11 protein-coding genes are annotated in these 18200 nt (G+C 42.0%); 1 reads left to right on the top strand and 10 read right to left on the bottom strand.

The genetic code is table 11. From position 1 onward, the window contains the following. Window positions 1-25: 25 nt before the first annotated feature. The 4 genes from AB6E54_RS16665 to AB6E54_RS16650 form a co-directional block, all read right to left on the bottom strand. A complete protein-coding gene (locus AB6E54_RS16665; RefSeq protein ID WP_372106307.1) occupies window positions 26-1750 on the bottom strand; it encodes a methyl-accepting chemotaxis protein in 1725 nt (574 codons plus the stop codon). A 618-nt stretch (window positions 1751-2368) separates the two neighbouring features. Next, the gene (locus AB6E54_RS16660) at window positions 2369-2785 is read right to left on the bottom strand and encodes a MarR family winged helix-turn-helix transcriptional regulator (RefSeq protein WP_017059185.1); all 417 of its coding nucleotides are present in this window, start codon (window positions 2783-2785) and stop codon (window positions 2369-2371) included. Further along, the gene (dmeF, locus tag AB6E54_RS16655) at window positions 2763-3758 is read right to left on the bottom strand and encodes a CDF family Co(II)/Ni(II) efflux transporter DmeF (protein WP_017059184.1); all 996 of its coding nucleotides are present in this window, start codon (window positions 3756-3758) and stop codon (window positions 2763-2765) included. The genes AB6E54_RS16660 and dmeF overlap by 23 nt, the downstream gene beginning before the upstream one ends. A 276-nt stretch (window positions 3759-4034) precedes the next feature. Further along, on the bottom strand, window positions 4035-4907 hold the full coding sequence (locus tag AB6E54_RS16650) for a LysR family transcriptional regulator (RefSeq protein WP_017059183.1): 873 nt from the start codon (window positions 4905-4907) through the stop codon (window positions 4035-4037). A 214-nt stretch (window positions 4908-5121) separates the two neighbouring features. Between AB6E54_RS16650 and AB6E54_RS16645 the strand changes: the two genes are divergently transcribed. After that, complete coding sequence (locus AB6E54_RS16645; RefSeq protein ID WP_017059182.1) at window positions 5122-6381, top strand: adenylosuccinate synthase; 1260 nt, start codon at window positions 5122-5124, stop codon at window positions 6379-6381. A gap of 360 nt (window positions 6382-6741) precedes the next feature. On the opposite strand, the gene AB6E54_RS16640 is transcribed toward AB6E54_RS16645, so the two are convergent. From AB6E54_RS16640 to AB6E54_RS16615, 6 genes are all read right to left on the bottom strand, one after another. Continuing rightward, the gene (locus tag AB6E54_RS16640) at window positions 6742-10188 is read right to left on the bottom strand and encodes an SNF2-related protein (RefSeq protein ID WP_372106264.1); all 3447 of its coding nucleotides are present in this window, start codon (window positions 10186-10188) and stop codon (window positions 6742-6744) included. Further along, a complete protein-coding gene (locus tag AB6E54_RS16635; RefSeq protein ID WP_102393903.1) occupies window positions 10179-11630 on the bottom strand; it encodes an EH signature domain-containing protein in 1452 nt (483 codons plus the stop codon). Before AB6E54_RS16635 ends, AB6E54_RS16640 begins: the two co-directional genes overlap by 10 nt. Next, window positions 11630-12361, bottom strand: a complete 732-nt coding sequence (locus AB6E54_RS16630; protein ID WP_017083526.1) for an OmpA family protein — start codon at window positions 12359-12361, stop codon at window positions 11630-11632. The genes AB6E54_RS16635 and AB6E54_RS16630 overlap by 1 nt, the downstream gene beginning before the upstream one ends. Next, window positions 12361-14475, bottom strand: a complete 2115-nt coding sequence (zorA, locus tag AB6E54_RS16625) for an anti-phage ZorAB system protein ZorA (RefSeq protein WP_372106263.1) — start codon at window positions 14473-14475, stop codon at window positions 12361-12363. The genes AB6E54_RS16630 and zorA overlap by 1 nt, the downstream gene beginning before the upstream one ends. 324 nt (window positions 14476-14799) lie before the next feature. Beyond that, entirely contained in the window at window positions 14800-16176 is a 1377-nt protein-coding gene (locus tag AB6E54_RS16620) for an McrC family protein (protein ID WP_372106262.1), read from the bottom strand. A gap of 5 nt (window positions 16177-16181) precedes the next feature. After that, complete coding sequence (locus AB6E54_RS16615; RefSeq protein WP_372058437.1) at window positions 16182-18200, bottom strand: MrcB family domain-containing protein; 2019 nt, start codon at window positions 18198-18200, stop codon at window positions 16182-16184.

Here is an 18200-nt window from a genome sequence, read left to right as displayed (position 1 = left end):
TTTGTTTTAGTAAGTTCTATGTTGTTTATGAAGTCTTGAACTGCGCGACCGCTTGGTCCATATCGTTCGCTTGCTCTGCTACCTTGTCCACTTCAACTAAGCAATGCTGCGCCGAAGCGTTATTGTCGTTCGAGATAGTGTTCAGCTCAGTAATTGAGTCACTCACTTGCGCCATTACTGCGCCCTGCTCTTCAATCGCTGAAGCAATACGTTCTGAATTACCTTGGATGCTTTCCATGTCGCTCAAGATAAGTTGCAAGCTCGCATCCAGCTCTTCCGAATCTTTCAGCGTTAGTTGACCTTGTTGATTACACTCGCCAATCTCTGCCATCGACGCCTGCATCTGGCTTTGAATTGCACTCACCACTGAAGTTATCTCTGTGGTCGATTGATGCGTTCTGCTTGCTAGTGCGCGTACTTCATCGGCAACTACCGCAAAGCCACGACCTTGTTCACCCGCACGTGCTGCTTCAATTGCTGCGTTCAATGCCAATAGGTTAGTTTGTTCTGCAATGCCTTGGATGATGTTTACTGCATCGCCGATCTGGTCAACATGATGGTTCAGTGAACTGATCGAATCTTGGCTGCTTGAAAGACGTTCAGACAACTGGGTGATGTTGCTGATGGTTTCAACCACCACTTCACGGCCTTTATCGGCATTCACTTTCGCTTGATGTACACCTTCAGCGGCAACCGATGTGCTTTCAGAGATCTCGCCAATGGTGAGTACCATCTCTTGAACTGACGTTGTCATTGTAGATGTGTGATTTGCTTGAACTTCAAACTGTTTGATTACTGACTCTAGCTCATCATGCATGTTCGATGTGCTTTGTGTCAGTTGCAGTGACTTAGATTGAGAGGCAGCGATAAGCCCTTCCAGTTGATCCAACAGTTGGTTGAAGTATTGGCCTAAAGTGCTGAGTTCGTCTTTGCCATCAAGGTGCGAACGAATAGACACGTCGTTAGAATCAACGATGTTACGAATCACCGAAAGCAGTGACTCAATTTTACCAATGATAGAACGGACGATTAACCAGCTGAACAGAATGATCGACACGAGTAGCGTGACGCAAAGGATGTTGTTGATCAGCGATAGTTTGTCCATCTCTTGCTGCGTTTGTTGGTCTAGCACCGCCGAGAATTCTTTAAACTGAGTCTCGATAACGTGCGAACCAGAACGCGCTTCGCCTAGCAGGCCTTCGTTATGCTTCAAACCGATCACGCGCTTTTGCTCAACCACTTGGCGAGCAGCGTCTATCAAAGCAGCTGAGCTACTCATATTTGAAGTTATAGAAAGAACACTCGGGTCAAACTCCCCCTTCTCAATTAAGTCATTGAACAGGTAAAGCTCGATTTTTTGTTCCGCACTGGCTGTCGCGCTGATGTTATCGAGCAAAACATGAAACTCGCCTAGCATACCTTTGTCACGTGATAGCCCATAGACTTCGCTCGCTTTAACTAAGTTAACAAAGCTGGTGTGGTAGGTTTCGATGTCTTCACGTAGGTGTGTGCTGTTGGCTAAACCTAAATCACTGAGCACTGTATCTAGCTCAGATTCAGACGCTAAGAATTTTTTGTAGTTTACGTCGAACTTGTCGAGGTATTTCATATCGCTACGCAGTAAAAAATCTTTCTCGTTACGGCGAAGGTTGAGCAAACGCACTTCAAGCTCTTTGGTAATTTGTTTGGCTTCGCTCATTTGAGCGGTGGTGTCTGCAAATTGTGATGTGGTAAACAGCAGTGAAATCATGCCGAAGATGGAGAACATCCCCAACGAATAGAGCTTTTTCTTTATGTTCATATACGTGGCTCGTCTTTACTAAATTAACTATGAGTATCTAAATAAATCGCATCAAAGAATGGATATCCAACTTGCGCGACCTGATTATTGTTATATTTTTTGTATCAGTAATGAGCACTAAATCTAGCGACTGTTCAGCCCACCAGCAGTGACATTCTCAATGGTATTCAAACAGAGAATGAATCTTTTCACTAAAGATAAAAGCATCAATAACACAAATTGAATACATGTACATTAGTTGAATGATAAAAGTGAGAGACAGCTATTTGACGGAACATAAATGGCTTGAATGTCATGGTATACAAGGCATTGAATTAAAAGACTTTGACGCACATTTGGATGCATTACTTATGATGACATTTTTTTGGCTCTCCAGAAGAGCACGAGCGAAGCGCAATATTGGAGGTTTTGACTTGGTTTTTAAACAGTGAATCCGTCTATTGATGATTGTACAGTAGAGCGTAAACGGCGAAAAAAATGGACCTACTCAATTCGAGTCAGGTCCATCTTTTGATTTTCTAGTCAATCGCTTTGCAGCTAAAGAGTTAGGTGCGAATTCAAGGCTGGCTAAAACGCTTTTACCATCTTGGTTAGGCACTTCAATAACACCGCTTTCTCGTCTTCTTCGATATCTTGCGTCAGCTCATTAACCAAATTCAAGTGAAGCTGATTGTGGTGAACGTGTATCTTCTGCCCTTCATCCGTCAAGGCAACCACAATCGCACGACGATCTGTTGGGTGTTCATGGCGCTCAATCAATTCAGCTTTAACCAACTTTTCTATTTGAACAGTAAGTGTACCCGTGGTAATACCCAACTTTTCAGCGAGCTCTTTCATTCTTAACGCACCATGCATACCAAGTACTTCAATGGTGTGTACTTGAGCCAGGGAATAACCCGTCTCTTTGACAACAGACTGCTCCCACGAAGACATTTTATCGTAGAACTCAGTCAGTATTTGGTTAAGCTGTTCTATATTTCGCATGGTCGTTTGAATGCACTTCAAGAGTAAGATGATTAATCTTATCAAACTTGGCGAGCATTTGTTTATATTCAGAGACGGTTTTATCACTGTTTGATTCAAGAGTAATCGCTGCTGAATAGTGATGCCCACTCACCTTCCACATATGGAAATCGGTGACCGACGCATAAGGCGTTAAGGTTTTGGTCACTGAGTCACGATAATCTTGGTCGATATTCTCATCCAGCAGGATTGGGCTGGTTTGTTTCATAAGGTTCATCGTCCACTTAGCAATCACGAATGCGCCAACCATTCCCATTGCTGCATCTAACCAGTTCCAACCGTAAAACTTACCAAATAGCAGCGCAACAATCGCAAGCAGCGAAGTTAGAGTATCCGCCAACACATGCATGTAGGCTGCGCGTAGGTTGTGATCATGATGGTGTCCGTGATGCTCGCCATGTTTATGACCATGGTCGCTGTCGTGCTCATGGCTATGTGAATGACCGTGATTCTTACTATGATTGTGGCCATGCTCGTGTCCGTGATCATGATGGTGATCGCCAAGTAAAAACATACTCACCACATTCACAGTTAAACCAATACAAGCAACGATGATCGCTTCATTGAACTGAATCGCTTGTGGGTTAAACAAACGATGTACTGATTCCACCAGCATCAACAATGCCACAATCCCCAATGCAATCGCGCTGGTGTAGCCCCCTAACACGCTGACTTTGCCAGTACCGAAAGAGAAACGTTCGCTCTCGGCATGTTTCTTCGCATAACGGTATGCAAATAAGGTGATACCAAACGCTGCGGCGTGCGTCCCCATGTGCCAACCATCGGCAAGCAATGCCATCGAGCCGTAAATAGTACCTGCAACAATTTCGACAACCATGGTAACGACGGTCAATAACAGGACATAGAACGTGCGTTTCTCACCTTGACTGTTATGTGAAGAAAAGTTGTGTTGGTGACGTGTTGGAAAACTCAAAATGGCGTCCTTAGCTTGTGTTTGTGGTTAGATGATCGTTGCAAATAAAAGCCCTTTGGTTGACAAGTAATTTGACAATCAAAGTAATAATTTGAAATTTAGTTTGATTATCAAACTTTGTCAACGATGAATTTTGAAACTCTGATTTGCGGGACGAATAGTTGATGGTGAGCGCTAGTTTGTTCCAAAGATTATTGATTCAGTAAAAACGAGGCTTTCCAGGGACAAAAAAGCCCACTCGAGGTGGGCTGATTGAGTCAAACTCAATGATTGTATTTATTTGTTTTGCAATGAAATAATCTCATCATTCACCCAACCTAACAGCTGCTTGGTTGCTTTCGACAAGACTTGGTTCTGCCGAACAATATAACCAAGACTGGTGCTCGAGAAGTTGGTCAATGGTGTCACTTTCGAATGCAGGTGCTGCTTGGTTGATACCGCAAACTCCGGGACAATAGCCACACCAAATCCCGCTTCTGCCCAGTCGATTTGAGCATCGACACTCCCTACTTCCATCACCCTATAATTAGGTAGATTAAGGCTTGGTAAACCTTCATCAATAAAGTCACGCGTTCTCGTATCATGACCTAGTAGAATCAAAGTGAGCTCTGCATCAGAGTCTCGGATATCAAACCCATCGCCAAGCGCACACCAAGAAAGCTCTTGCAGCTTAGTGAAATACAAAGACTCGTTGTGCTGCTCTTTGGCGATAACAAAACCAATATCCGCTTGAGCATTTTTAACTAAATTCGATGCCTGAGATGACGTGGTATTCAAGAGCGTAAGGTCAATACCGGGATACTGCGCTTTGAACTTCTGGAACGGACGAATTAGCAAAAATCGAGAAATGATGTCACTTACGGCAATGGTTAACGTCCCTATTTTAAGGTCGTTAATGGCATTGAGATCGGCCTGACAAATCTGCAGTTCGAGTAGCGTTCTTTGGCTTGTTTCCAATAGCCGTTCACCCGCTTGAGTCAATTGAAAAGGGCTTCTCTCTATCAACTTTATGCGTGTTTGTTGTTCCAGTTGTTTTAGGTGCAAACTCACATTGGGTTGTGTCATGTGCAGTGCATTGGCCGCTTTCCCAAAATGCTTGTACTCCGCAAGCGTCACAAACGTCTTCAACAAATTAATATCGAGCATCATGTCCTCTCTCTCGTGTCACTAATATCATTCCCTAAAAGTAAAGAATGCCCCATCGTCATTCCCTACAGTGAGGAACGAACGTGATAGGGAATCTCGTTTGTAGCTTAAGACTTTAAGGATATATGAAATCCTTATCAAGATAATAAAGATAATTAATTTCTCTTATCCACCTTATAGGCCTAACATGATTCCTCAATCAGTTAGGAGAAAAATTATGCCATCTATCGTTGTTGTGGGCGCAAACTGGGGTGATGAAGGCAAAGGCCGCATCGTCGATTTTTTAGCAGACCAAGCTTCTGCTAGCATTCGTTTCCAAGGCGGAAACAATGCAGGTCATACTGTGGTAAATGACTTCGGTACATTCAAACTGCACCAACTACCTAGTGGTATTTTTAATCCTAATTGTACGGCGGTTCTTGGCCCTGGCATGGTGATCAGCCCTGCTGCGCTAACTGAAGAGATTGCAGAAGTTCAAGAGGCTGGCATCAAAGTGAAAATGGCGATCTCAGATCGTGCGACACTGTGTCTCCCTTTACATGCTCTTGAAGATACGCTTGAAGAAGAGCGTTTGGGCGATGGCGCTTACGGCTCTACACGTCAAGGCATTGCACCAGCGTACGGCGATCGTGTAATGAAGAAAGGCATTCTTGTCGGTTGGCTGAATCAACCTGAAATTTTAGAGCAGCGTATTCAATTCCTACTTGATTGGAAGATGCCTCAGCTTAAAGCGCTCTACCCTCAATGTGACTTCTCCCAGACTGCTTCTGAAATGACAGAATGGCTACTTGAAGTAACTAAAGCGTGGCGCCCGTTCATCTGCAACGTAACTGAGCCGCTTAAAGCGCTGCAATCACAAGACGCAAACCTACTGTTTGAAGCTCAGTTAGGCGCAGGTCGCGACCTTGTCTACGGTGAATACCCTTGGACAACATCTTCGAATGTAACCGCAGCTTATGCTGGCATTGGTAGCGGTTTACCTGCACTTCGTCCTGAACGTGTTATCGCTGTTGCTAAATCATTCAGCTCGTCTGTTGGTACTGGCACGCTAGTAACTGCAATGGAAGAACAAGACAGCTTCCGCGAAAGCTCTAACGAATACGGCGCAACTACGGGTCGACCACGTGATATGGGTTACTTTGATGCAGTGGCAACTCGCAACGGTGTTGACCTGCAAGCTGCAACGGAAATCGCACTGACTAAGATTGATTGCCTGTCTGGTTTGTCTGAGCTTAAGATCTGTACTGCTTACTCAGGAGAGCACACAGAGAACCCGATTTGGCCACAAACGGCTGAGCTAAAGCCCGTATATGAAGATATGGCTGGCTGGGATGAAGACATCACGGGTTGCCGCACGTTTGAGAGCCTTCCTCAAGCAGCGCAAGATTACGTTACTCGTATCGAAGAGCTGATGGGTGTGCCAATCGTGATGGTATCGGTAGGTCCTGAGCGCGAGCAAATGATCATTCGAGCTTAGCTTAGAAGACGACAAGATCTACATCAAAGCCCACATTCAGTGGACTTTTTTGATTGTTCATAAAGAACGAGATAACACAAGGAATTACAGGCACAAAAAAGCCCACGCTAGGTGGGCTTTTTTGTTTGTTCATGAAGAACGAATTTGGTGCCGCTACTGGACTCTACCATCCAACCTATCCAATTGATTAAAATGAACAATATAAAAGTAGAGTTTTAAGATGTTACCTCAGGTGTTACTTCGGAAAAAACTCAACTTCTGAGACAAGATCAGCACTAAATTTATCTGAAGAGCAGATTACTTTTACAAAACAAACATGCTGGTCGACCATAAACGGTACCAGCACGTATTATAAAGTTTTCACACCTTAAGCCTACGCTTCTCAAGACGAGTTAGAACATCTTTGTAAGTCACTTCATTCTCATCTAGATATGTTAGCAGCTTAGCTCTATCGATAACCTCAACCCCGCATGTTTTAGCTATATCATCAGTTCGCTTAGCTAACGATGGTGAGTTAGTTATAAATACTAAACGGCCGAAAGTTTTCTGCATCTCAGATTCATAAATCGGCTTAGCAGAGTGAATCTCTTGTATACCTTTATATCCATCGTATCTTCGTTGCGTATATTTAGCTTGCATTAGAATATTGCCCGACTGAGTCAGGATTACACCATCGGCACCATGGTCAGCACCAGCATTCGTTAACCACGCGCTTTCACTATCATAATGCTTGGACAGGAGCGTCAAACACAGAGCCTCAAATTGCTGCCAACTCAATTTGTCCAACTCGTCAGGTGTTATACGTTTATTAATGAGATCCCCAGTAATGCTCCCTCCGACACCAGATGGCTGCGGTACAACATCCTCTGGAGTGACTACAGCGTCTTTCAATAAAGTTTTCTGCGTTAGTAGCCTATGAAGGTTGACATCAAACGACTCAAACTCAGGATGATGTAACAAAGGGATGTAAATATGAACATCTTTTGTTTGCCCAATTCGATACACCCGATCGGTTGCTTGAGCTTCTTTAGCTGGGTTCCAGTGCCTCTCCAGATGGACGACATGATTAGCGCCAACGACAGTTAAACCAACACCCGCCGCCACTGGTGACATAACAATCAAATTAAAGCCTTCTTTAGCTTCGAAGTCCGTTATCATGGATTTACGAGTTGGAACTGACTTTCTTTTAGCTACAGCTTTGGCATCACCATTTATTACCGACAGTGGCCCTAAACCATAGATTTGACCGAGGGTGATGCTTAAAAAGCTCTGTAGACGCTTATTTACGGCAAAAATGATGCATTTTTCTTGTCGGCTCTTAATTCTATCAAGAGTCTCAAGCAATGAACTTAATTTCCCCGACTCTAGATATAATTCACGAGCCACTTTACTGCTTCTAGGAAGTTCTAGTCGTCCACCGTCACTTAATCTCGGATGTAATGAACTGTCTCGTAATCTCATTAATGTAGTTAAGGCATGACTATCTTCATTTTCAATTTGATTACTTATCGTTCCTTCATAGACATCGCGCTGATACCCGACCATCGTAGATTCTAATTCTTTCAGGTACTCCCACCCATCAAAGTGTCCACCAGCATACATATTCTTAGCCGGTAGGCCCTTCAGGTTATCTTCTTTAACTCGTCTAAGCATCAAAGCACCCACCGCGATACGCAACTCTCTCCCTAGTCTAGCTCTGACCTCTTCAACTTCATCTCCGGCAGATTTGAGAATAGGTGAAATGTAGTGAGAACGGAACTCCTGATAAGTCCCTAAATACCCGGGAGAGGCAGTGTCCATTAAGCACCAAAAATCTGCCAAGCTATTCTCCACCGGCGTACCGGTAGCGACCAATTTAAAATCCGCTTTCAGTCCTTTAGCTGCCCTGGTTTGCAGGGCATTAGGATTTTTAGTGTTCTGAGCTTCATCGAAAACAACAACACCCCAATCAATTAAGCACAATGAAAACTGATAATCCCGTAACGTTTGATAAGTAGTAATAACAAGTCGTTGTGGTTGGTCTAGACGTTCGGAACCAAAGTTCTTTCCTACTTTTAAAGAGTATTTAGGTTCAAGCTCTTCATCTGAATTCTTTTGATTTCGGATTTCAACGCCATCCATCTTGTATCTGTTTAGATCGGCAGCCGATTGCAAAATGACTATGTCTTTAAAAGGAGACGCTTCAAATGTTTTATCTACTTCATCTTTCCAGTTTTCAAGCAGACTTAACGGAGCAACGATTAATGTCGGTTTCTTAGTCTTAGCGTCAATCGTCATACGTTGGTACATATGCTCTATAGCGGAGAGAGCCATGTAGGTTTTCCCTAAACCCATATCGTCAGCTAGTAAAGCTCCGCTGATACTTGGTTCAGTAAGAATCTTCTGTTCTACCCCCAGAATCCACCTAACGCCTACCTCTTGATGCGGGAATGGTTTTCGTTTGTGATTGTCCCAATTTAACTCACCTTCCCACGCCATATCTGCGATCAATTTATCAACCTGCGGGGAGTTTTCTGACAACTCCTCATCATTTAGATCGATATCAACAACATGGATCTCTTTTTCACTAGAGTCCTTCTCCAACTCTCCAGGTTCATCTTCAGAAGTATCACCAGCTGGTTTAGACATTTTGTCTTCGATTGCTACAAGTGTTTTACTCACAGCGTCACGATCACCAATGTCATACGACTTCCCTTCGTAATCAAAAACTGTAGCTCCGGTATGTTGAGCGTCATCGAGTTTTTTGCTTACTTCTAATAAAGCGGGCCTGTCATCAATTGCATCAATGAGCTTTGATATTGGATAAATGGCCTCTGTTGTTAATGAAGTACCAAACCAATCAATACCGGATTCATCCGTCTCCCCAAAATAGGCATGCTTAAATGTCGTTGCACCACGAACCCTTAAAGAAAACCCTAAATCAAGGTCAACTAAGCTCGCGTCAATAAATGCAGTGGGATTTTCCAAAAATGCTTTAACCTGGCTTTTTGGTACAACCCTATTGCTGATAACTTCTTTGACAGCTTTCAGTTTTTCCTCAGAAAAAAGTACTATCTCATCTCCTACTTTAAGAGAAACCGAACTATCACTTTGTAATTGACCTAGCACCCTCTGGATAGCTTCATGGCTAGCATGTTGCCCCATATTAGGCGTTAATATAAGGTCCCCATTAGCGTTAAGCTCCACATCTACTGTCACTGAGCTAGGCGTTAAAATTCTTAATTTATCAAAATGTTTTAACTTTAACCGACAGCCTTGGTATTGCGCTTCTTGAAGAGCATGAAGAAAAAGCAAATTATCGTACTCAGACTTTTCGGAGTTTTGATGAAGATTTTTTGCCTCAAACACCATCAACTGTGATGGTGTTAACAAATACTCTGCCTCTTTTCCAAACCTAATAAAAGGACCACTAATTGAATAATTAAGCGTTGAACGACCTTGTTGCGTAGTCACTGCCAAGTCAATTTTAAAATCGGGATTGCTTGCCTTTCCTTTTATGTCAGCATCAATTACTCCTCCCCAAAGTTCAGGAAGGCCTAAAAGAGTCATCAACTCTGAATCTAAGCGAACAGCAGTCGATGCAGGCATCATAAACCCATCGGGAAACGATGTTACTTCTCCTTGTTCTTCAAGCATTTTAAGAGCAACAAATTGAGCGGTGAACCACTCATTTGCTCGACCGCTTCGTATTTTTTCTAAGTTAGACTTCGAAGCAGTGAAATCAAGGCTACCATCACATACCAAATCAAATTTGGATGTTTTATCTAAACCAGAAAAAAATCTACTGATTAAAGAAGTTAGCTCCATTCTCTTACTCCGAAACGTTGTTTAAAGTCGACATAATCATCACTAGAAAGAATATCTTTAGCTGTCAATTGAACCCCTAAGTCTCTGAGTTCAGTCAATGCGCGTCGCTGCCAAGAATAACTTGAAGGAGAATGCGTAATCTTTGCTGTCGCCCCACCGGATAAATTAGTCATTTGGTAATTTAATCCACTGGTCAACTGCGAATAAGTTGGACTAGTAATATTATAATTGAACACACAAGCTGAAGGTTCTAAGTGTCTGTAAAGCCATAAGTAACAACTATGGCTTCCCTCAATCATGTGTGCGCCTTCCATCTGAACATAGATGATAGACTTATCCCCATCTTTCACTGTCGAAAAGTTTGGCAAGTGTTTAGCGTCATAATTTCGTTTCAAATATTGAGCGGCATCTCGACTCAGATACAGTCGTGTATTAGTAATAACACCTGCATCAAACATTCCTTCTAAAAAATGCTTCCTAGATGGATACATTCTTTGTAGTTCATAGTTGGATGAGGAATACGAATAATCCTCCAAAGCCTCTAAGAACAACTTAAGGTCTAATTTAGACAACCATCCCCGAACCGCTTGAGTCAACTGAGCATCAATATTTCTCCACCACTTTATGTACCGTGGATTGGAGCTTGGCACTCGAGGATCTCCTGCCACAGCAAGCACTACATTCATCCATGATTCACTCATATGAGAACCAATAGAACGACCAATTAAAATTCGCAGAATCTTGTGTCCTAACAAGTCCTCTGAATCATATTGAGCTTCAAAAACTGCCTTTTTCTGAACCTCAGATAACAATGGATGATCGATACCGATCGGAATCGTTTCAAGCTGTTCTACGTAATAGATCCCTTTAGCTGTCGTCAAATAGCGACCATTAGCGTAATGTTGTAAATCAAGCTCATTAATCCAATGGTCAAAATCAATATTTCTTTCGATTGCTTGCTTAGCGAGCCACTGAGGTCCATTGCTTGACAGGAGTTTCTCATCAAACTCTCCCTCGTAGCCTCTCTTTTGCTTCGCTTCTAATAACCATTCAGCGGTCGCATCACAATCCGTTAGCTGGTCATACTCTGATAGGAAATGCTGATAAAATGATTCAATAACAAGTGCACTAGGCTTCCCCACGATTTCTGTGATCTTATTGAGAAGACGACGAGTAAAGCTGACTTTATTTTTTATGTCAGTTTGCAAAGAGATTGCCAACGCTCGCACATGAACAGAAGTATCTACTACATCTTCTACAGCCTTGTTAGCTATCAGTGCTTTGTAGACATCACCGTATGCTGACTTAAATTTAGTATTTTCAATACCAGCGTTCTTGGACAGTACTCCAAGTTTCTGGGTGAGCTGAGACAGCTCCTCTATTGACTTACCCAAAGGATCATGACGTAAAGTTACCGGTAGCTTTTTAATACGAAGGCGCACTAATTAACAATCCTTTCTAAGTCAGCAATAGATGGTTTCTTGACCGTAAAGCGAATATCGATTCTTCGGTTCTGGCTTTTATCTTGTTGGTTAGCTTCTTGTAGATTCGCTCTGCGCGTTTCTGCATAACCGCTTACAGAAAAAAGGCGCTGTCCAAATGCATTTTCTAATTCACCCAATTTAGGTGTAAGTTCTACTTCAGCTTGCCAAACATTCCAGACTGATATAGCTCTATCTACAGATAAACCCCAGTTCCCCTTCCCTCGATAATGGATCCCATCACTATCAGTGTGTCCTTCTACAAACACTGTATCTAGGTACTTGAATCTTTCGTTCTTTCGAACAGCCATATGAAGCACAGCACCAATATCTTTTACCGCCTGTTGGACTTCAGGGCTCTTTGGGATGGAATCCTTACCTGAAGCAAACGTTAGAGTGCTCTCAGGTATACGTATTACAGTGTCATTATCGGCGATCTCAACGATAACATTTCGTTTAGCTAATTCATCTCTAACGTCATAGATTATGTCTTTTCTCGCCTGTTCAGCTTTTTTTAGTTCTTCTATTCCTGCTTCAACATCATTTGTCTTTTGAGTAAGTTCAATAATTAACGCTACAGCGGCCAGTATGAAGATAACAAGAAGCGCTGACATAAGGTCAGAAAAGGAAACCCAATACGGGTTTTCTTCGTCAACTGAACCGTTTGATTGGTATCGCGAACCTCTACGCATTAGTGACTCACTTTGTCTTGGATTTCATCTACGACACTTGAAATTGCATTGACGGCATTAACCATCTGCGTTGCGTATTGAGTACTAGTCGTTGACCAAATTTTTAGGTGTTCATTGGTTTGGCTATTTGCCTCATCAGCATACTCTTCCAGTAGGGTCGACATTTGCTCACTCAGTTCCTTCACGTTATTTTTCATTTCTGAAGTTAGTTCGGTCAGGTTACTCTTTTGCTCTGTCAAAAACTCATTTTGAGTAGAACGTAATTGATTGAACGACGATTCTGCGCTATCTAACATGCCATTAATCTTATCAGCAAGTTCACCAAATTTACTTGTATCCTCAACAAGTTGCTCTCTCAAGGAGTGGATTTTCTCTACGCTTAACTGATTCAGTTCAGCCAAATCTTTAGTACTGCTTACAGCTTCAGTTACTGCTCCTGAAAGCTTATTACCCGCATCTTTAATATTCGAGCCAAAGACGCTCATACTGTCAGCTGCATTTCTTAACTCTACCGCTGACAGCTGCATACTCTCTGTCGCTCTCGCAGATGCAGATACAGAAGTTTCAATACTATTTTGAAGATGCTTACCTTGTTCTAAAACCTGATGAGACGCAGATTGCTGCATATCAACACTTGATTTAACTTGTGCTAGTAGCTCATCAGTTCCCGATTTCATTGCATTTGTTTGAGAAACAAACATGTCATTGCGCTCTTTTTCCATCAGGCTTGACTGCTCATCACGCTTAGAGAACGTTTGTGTAAGTTCACCTACTTGGTTATTAACAAATTCTGTTAACACTCGGCTTTGCCCCGACACATTATCGACAAGTTCTTTAATTGTCGTTTCCATAGAAGAAGCCAACTTTTGTTCTCTTTCCGAAGCTGCACTCTCTCTCTGGCTAAGTTGCTCACCCATTTCTGAGACCTGTTTCTCCACAAACTCGGTCATCATTCTCTTTTGCTCATTGCCTTGTGTTACTAACTCAGATACCTGTACAGAAATCGAAGAAATCAGCTCTTTCTCTCTCTCCGTTGATGCGCTCTGCTGAGCTTCAAGCTTATTAACAAATGCTGCCAAAGATGTGCTCATAGATTCTAAAGTTTCATTCACTCCTTTAGAGGCACTATCCATAGCAACACGCTGCTGTTCACCCTGCTGCCCGAAACCATCCATGAATGATTGAAGAACACTCTCTAGTGCTTTCTGATTACCGTCAGAGGTTTCGTCAACGAGCTTATTAATAGCAGGAGCCATAATTTTTTCTAAGCTGCTCTCCAGGCCTTGTTGAATACCCTGAGTTGCCTGTACTAAAGACTCTTGCATTTTCTCGCCAATTTTCTCAGCTAGCCCTTGTAGACTTTCACGTGACTGCTGGCTATTATTCGCAATAGATTGCAATTGGTTTTCAGCGCTCAATCGAGGGAATAATCTGTCAATTCTATTTTGCAGAACCTTAATCTTTTTCCTAATAATCTGTTCAAGTATTTTTTCAATGAAATTGAAAGCTACGCTCAATAGGACACCCCAGACTGATGTCATAAAAGCAATTTTTGCTCCATTGATAACTCCCGCCACCCCATCTTTCATTTCATTTACATCAACATTACCTGCAATGTTTAAGTCAGAAAGACCGAGTTGCAAACCCACAAAAGTACCGATTACCCCTAAGGCCGTTAAGAAACCAGGTACTGCAGCTATCATTCTATTCTCAGTGCTACCACCAGCCAGAGTGGAACTATTGAAGAAATAGTCAGCATCAAATGTATTATGTAACCGTAACACCTCGTCAGATCCTCTGACTTCCAACAGCGTTTCATCAAATTCTAGCCACAAATGCCCTACTGAATTTTTCTTTAGTTCTGCTTTGGCAATTAAGTCATGTCTACTATCTGCAGGGTTTGCCTTCTCAGCATCATTAAGCAAATGATTTAACCACTTCACACGACGAGTAGCTCGAATGAAAGCAGATATAGACCACAGTAAGAAAAATGCCGCTACAAACCACAAAACCACCACAAACAAGGCACTCAACTGATCTGCTGTTTGTGGTGGAATTTCGTTTAGACTGTTCAAGTCGGGCCATAAACTGGAGAGGTTAAGGCTATCTTTCATTTAAATCACTTCCAAAATTAATACGTCAACAAACTTGATTGTTGATATTCTATGAACCTACAACTCAACCATGCGCTGAGTGCTTTGTGTTAACGAAGCTGCGAAGACTTCATCTATTGCTAAAAGTTTTCAAAGCTTTATATATTTTTTATGCCTGTGGCTCGTTATCTCTTTTAAGGTATTTTGATAATCTAACTCGTAGCTCTTTCTAAATATCCACCAAGCCTTAGTACATAATTCATGGCGCAATAATAGATTGATCCATCACATGCATATTGATCTAGTTCATTACAATCAACTCTTAGAGTCTTTCCCGCACTCGCATTAGTTTGATTGCTGTTGAAGAACTTCAATACTAGAGGGCAAGTGGAAAGCTGATGGCCATCTGATGCCCGTATGTTTCTTCTCTGATATATCGAATGGTACGACCCAAAGCTGATGCCCACCTCCCAACTCAAAGGGGAAATGCAGTGCTTCATCAAAGTTGTCTTGGCTAGGGTAAATCAGCACCACATCCTGACCACTTTCATCATCCGCAAGGTATTTTTTTGCATAAGCAAACAGTTGGTAAATATCCGATTGGGAGATATTTGAATTACTTAACTTGGTATTGAGAAGCTTCCACTTCGTATCGAGCACGACTTGATTGGAGCTCCCTTCCTTAATAATCAAATCTGGGCGTAAACTGAATTTGTTTCTACCGTCATAACGGGCAAGGTACTCACCAGTAACTTGTGTACTAACACTGAGCTTAGGATGACTGACCGCTAGTTGTTCTTTTAAAACTTTAGCAACGTAGTCTTCAAATACCTTCTCCATAGGGAATAAAAGAGAAGCTGCGTTAGCACCACCTTTCATCGTTTGTGGAGAAAAGCCTTCTAAGATTAGTCGACACCAGTCTAAAGGTATTTGGTAGTAACTCATCCCTCTATCAAGCCTGACTTTTGAAAAATCAACGCTGTAGTCCTTACTCTCTGGTATTTCATTAAATACAAAGTCTAGCTCTTGTAACAACTTCTGATTTTCTGCACTCCGCGTATAGCCTTTCACTCGTTTTAGAGCACTATGCATTAACCGGTTTACGGGACGATCGAGTAAGAACTCATCGTACTCACAGTAAAATTTATGCTTACTAATGGAGTTATGCCTAACTTGTTTTCCTACATTCAGCTTCCCCTTTAAGAAACCTAAATTGTCTTCCCTACGTACATAGTCGCTTCTTAAGCCACGTTTTACGAGCGTGTTCACCGACTGTAAGAACTGGCCTATAAATACCTCTAACAACGGCATTCTTTGGCGAGTAATATTAGCATTCGAGGTTTGAATATGTGAGAAACCTTTCAACGCACGTAACATTACTAGTAGTGTGTGCCGAGCTTTCACATAAGCGTCATCATAGTTGTTGTCACTACCTTCATCTGTGAAGCCTTTTCCGATTTTAGGCAAGATTTCAATTTGCGTTTTATCTGGCGTAAACATAACTCCTGCATAGTTTTGAACTTGCAGAACTTCCATACCATTTCGACGACGTAATTGAAGAAGATTTCTTTCATTCTCATTACTTAAGCAAAGCTGCTTGAGATATTGATAAGCTGATATAGAGATAGCTTGAACGTGTGAAGATGCAGTCTGATCTTTCAGCACATCTTCACTCACTAAACAGTCATACTCAAAGAGAGTAATTTCTTGTTTGGCTTTCACTAGCCTTACTCACTATCTTTTGCGTAGATAGCTTTGAACGCTGCCGGGTTTTGCCAAACAGTCCCTGCCCCAAAAGGCTTGAATGAGTATGTCACTTTACAATCCTCATACAGCTCCAATCCATGTTCAGGGCCAAATAACTCACTGTAGGAGTCTTCAGTTCTTTTTAAAAATTGTAGTCTCTCATCTTGCTTCAAACTGTCACCAAGGACTAAACGAATCTTGCTCCAATCTTCATAAAAATACTCTTCCAATAATGGGATTATCTTGTTCTTAAACGCTGACTGTAGCTCGATAAACGCCTTACCTTCATCAACCTCATTGAAAACAGGGAACAAAAAAGCATGACCGAGCGTATGCTCACGATCATAGAGAACTTCAATTCGCTTATTTAGTGTTTCTAGCAATTTAGATAAATTGATGCCCTTAACTTCTTTATCAGCAAAAAGCTTGGGGTTTGGCATCATCTCTTTAAAGTCAAAACGACGACGTAATGCAGTGTCCATCATTGCCAATGAACGGTCCGCCGTGTTCATAGTGCCGATGATATATAGGTTATCTGGCACTGAGAAAGTATCACCAGAATAAGGTAGGATGACTTCTAGCGGCTCCTGCGCACCTTTGCGCTTAGAAGGTTCAATCAAGGTAATCAGTTCCCCAAAAATTTTTGAGATATTACCTCGATTGATCTCATCGATAACTAATACATAGTTTTGGCGTTCTGTTTTGACTTCGCGCTTACTATGCGCAAGCTTTTCTAAATGCTTGATCAAAGCAGAATAGTAAGGGTTCAACCCTCCATTAATCACTCGATCACCATGAAAGATGTCTTTTAAGGTTTTTACACTCAAAGAATGGGTTGATTCACCTTTGTCTTTTTCAAAGCGAATTGTGTTGTTATCGACATCAGTCACTATAAAAAACGTACGAACGGTGTCGATTCGAACGCCCTCTTCCTGTTCAGATAAACTATTTAGAAAACGCCCCCACAATGTATCAAAATCATCTTTCTCATCCGTGGTTTTGGTTTCTTGGTAGTCCTTAGCTTTTTCACAGAGCGCCTTAAATACACCCTCTTTTTCATAGTAAGAAATTTGACCGCCTTCTGTTTTAGCACTAAGTCCTTCCACAAACTCTTCATACCCATAGCTTTGATGGAATGTGACAAAACGAATTCGACCAGAGTCAGTCAGTGCTTTGTATTTTTTCGTTAGTGAGTCTCTTTGCTCTTCTGACACACCGGTTTCAGGATCAATGTTTATGCTGGCGTAAAAGTCAGGATCAGCGGCTTGAACTGCGGCTTCGATAGTGTGGTATGTTTTACCTGTTCCCGGTGGGCCATAGAGAATTTGATTTAGGGGAGCGGCATTTGTATATACGTTGTTTTTGAACACGTCATACTCCTCTTTTGGCTCTTCAACCAGGACTTCAGAATTCAATGGATAGTCATGTGCAATGTTTTCATAAACTGAAAGTAACGAGTCTAGATCCGAAATAAGCTCTTGTTCAGAAGGAATAGACCCTACAGGGTAAAATTTGGCGACAACATTAGGTTCTTCATAAGATTTACCAGTAATTGTCTTTGCTTTTAAGTCTAGCGGACCTTTAGTCCAGCCTTTTTGAGTTAGCAACAATTCACAATATGGGTATATTGAGTCAGCGTTTTTCTTAGCTTCGTGCTTAGCCCCTCTGGTACCAAACTTTTCTTTTAGCTTGGTTGTACCTTGGTTAAGAGAAAGGTATACCCCGCTTCCATCAGCACAAAACAAATACACAGGGTAAATCCCGCCTTGAGTCGTCTGAGTTATAGCACTATGCAGGATAGAAACCCAAGGAACATCAGCCCAATTCCCAGCACCGATCGATCCCTTTAAAACAAAGGCACTCTCCTTGGTGCTAGCAATATTTTCTATTTCTTGAACAAGCTCGTTTCTAATAACTCGACCAAGACGGTGCCCAGAAAAGGCTTCCTTTTTAGCGCTCTGCCAGTTCTCAAGTACATCTTTTAGCTTTTCTCTTAACAT

The organism is Vibrio sp. 10N.247.311.49 (assembly GCF_041467655.1).
Taxonomy (GTDB): domain Bacteria; phylum Pseudomonadota; class Gammaproteobacteria; order Enterobacterales; family Vibrionaceae; genus Vibrio; species Vibrio crassostreae_C.
Note: the sequence above shows the minus strand (reverse complement) of the source record. Positions and strands in the feature narration are given on the sequence as shown.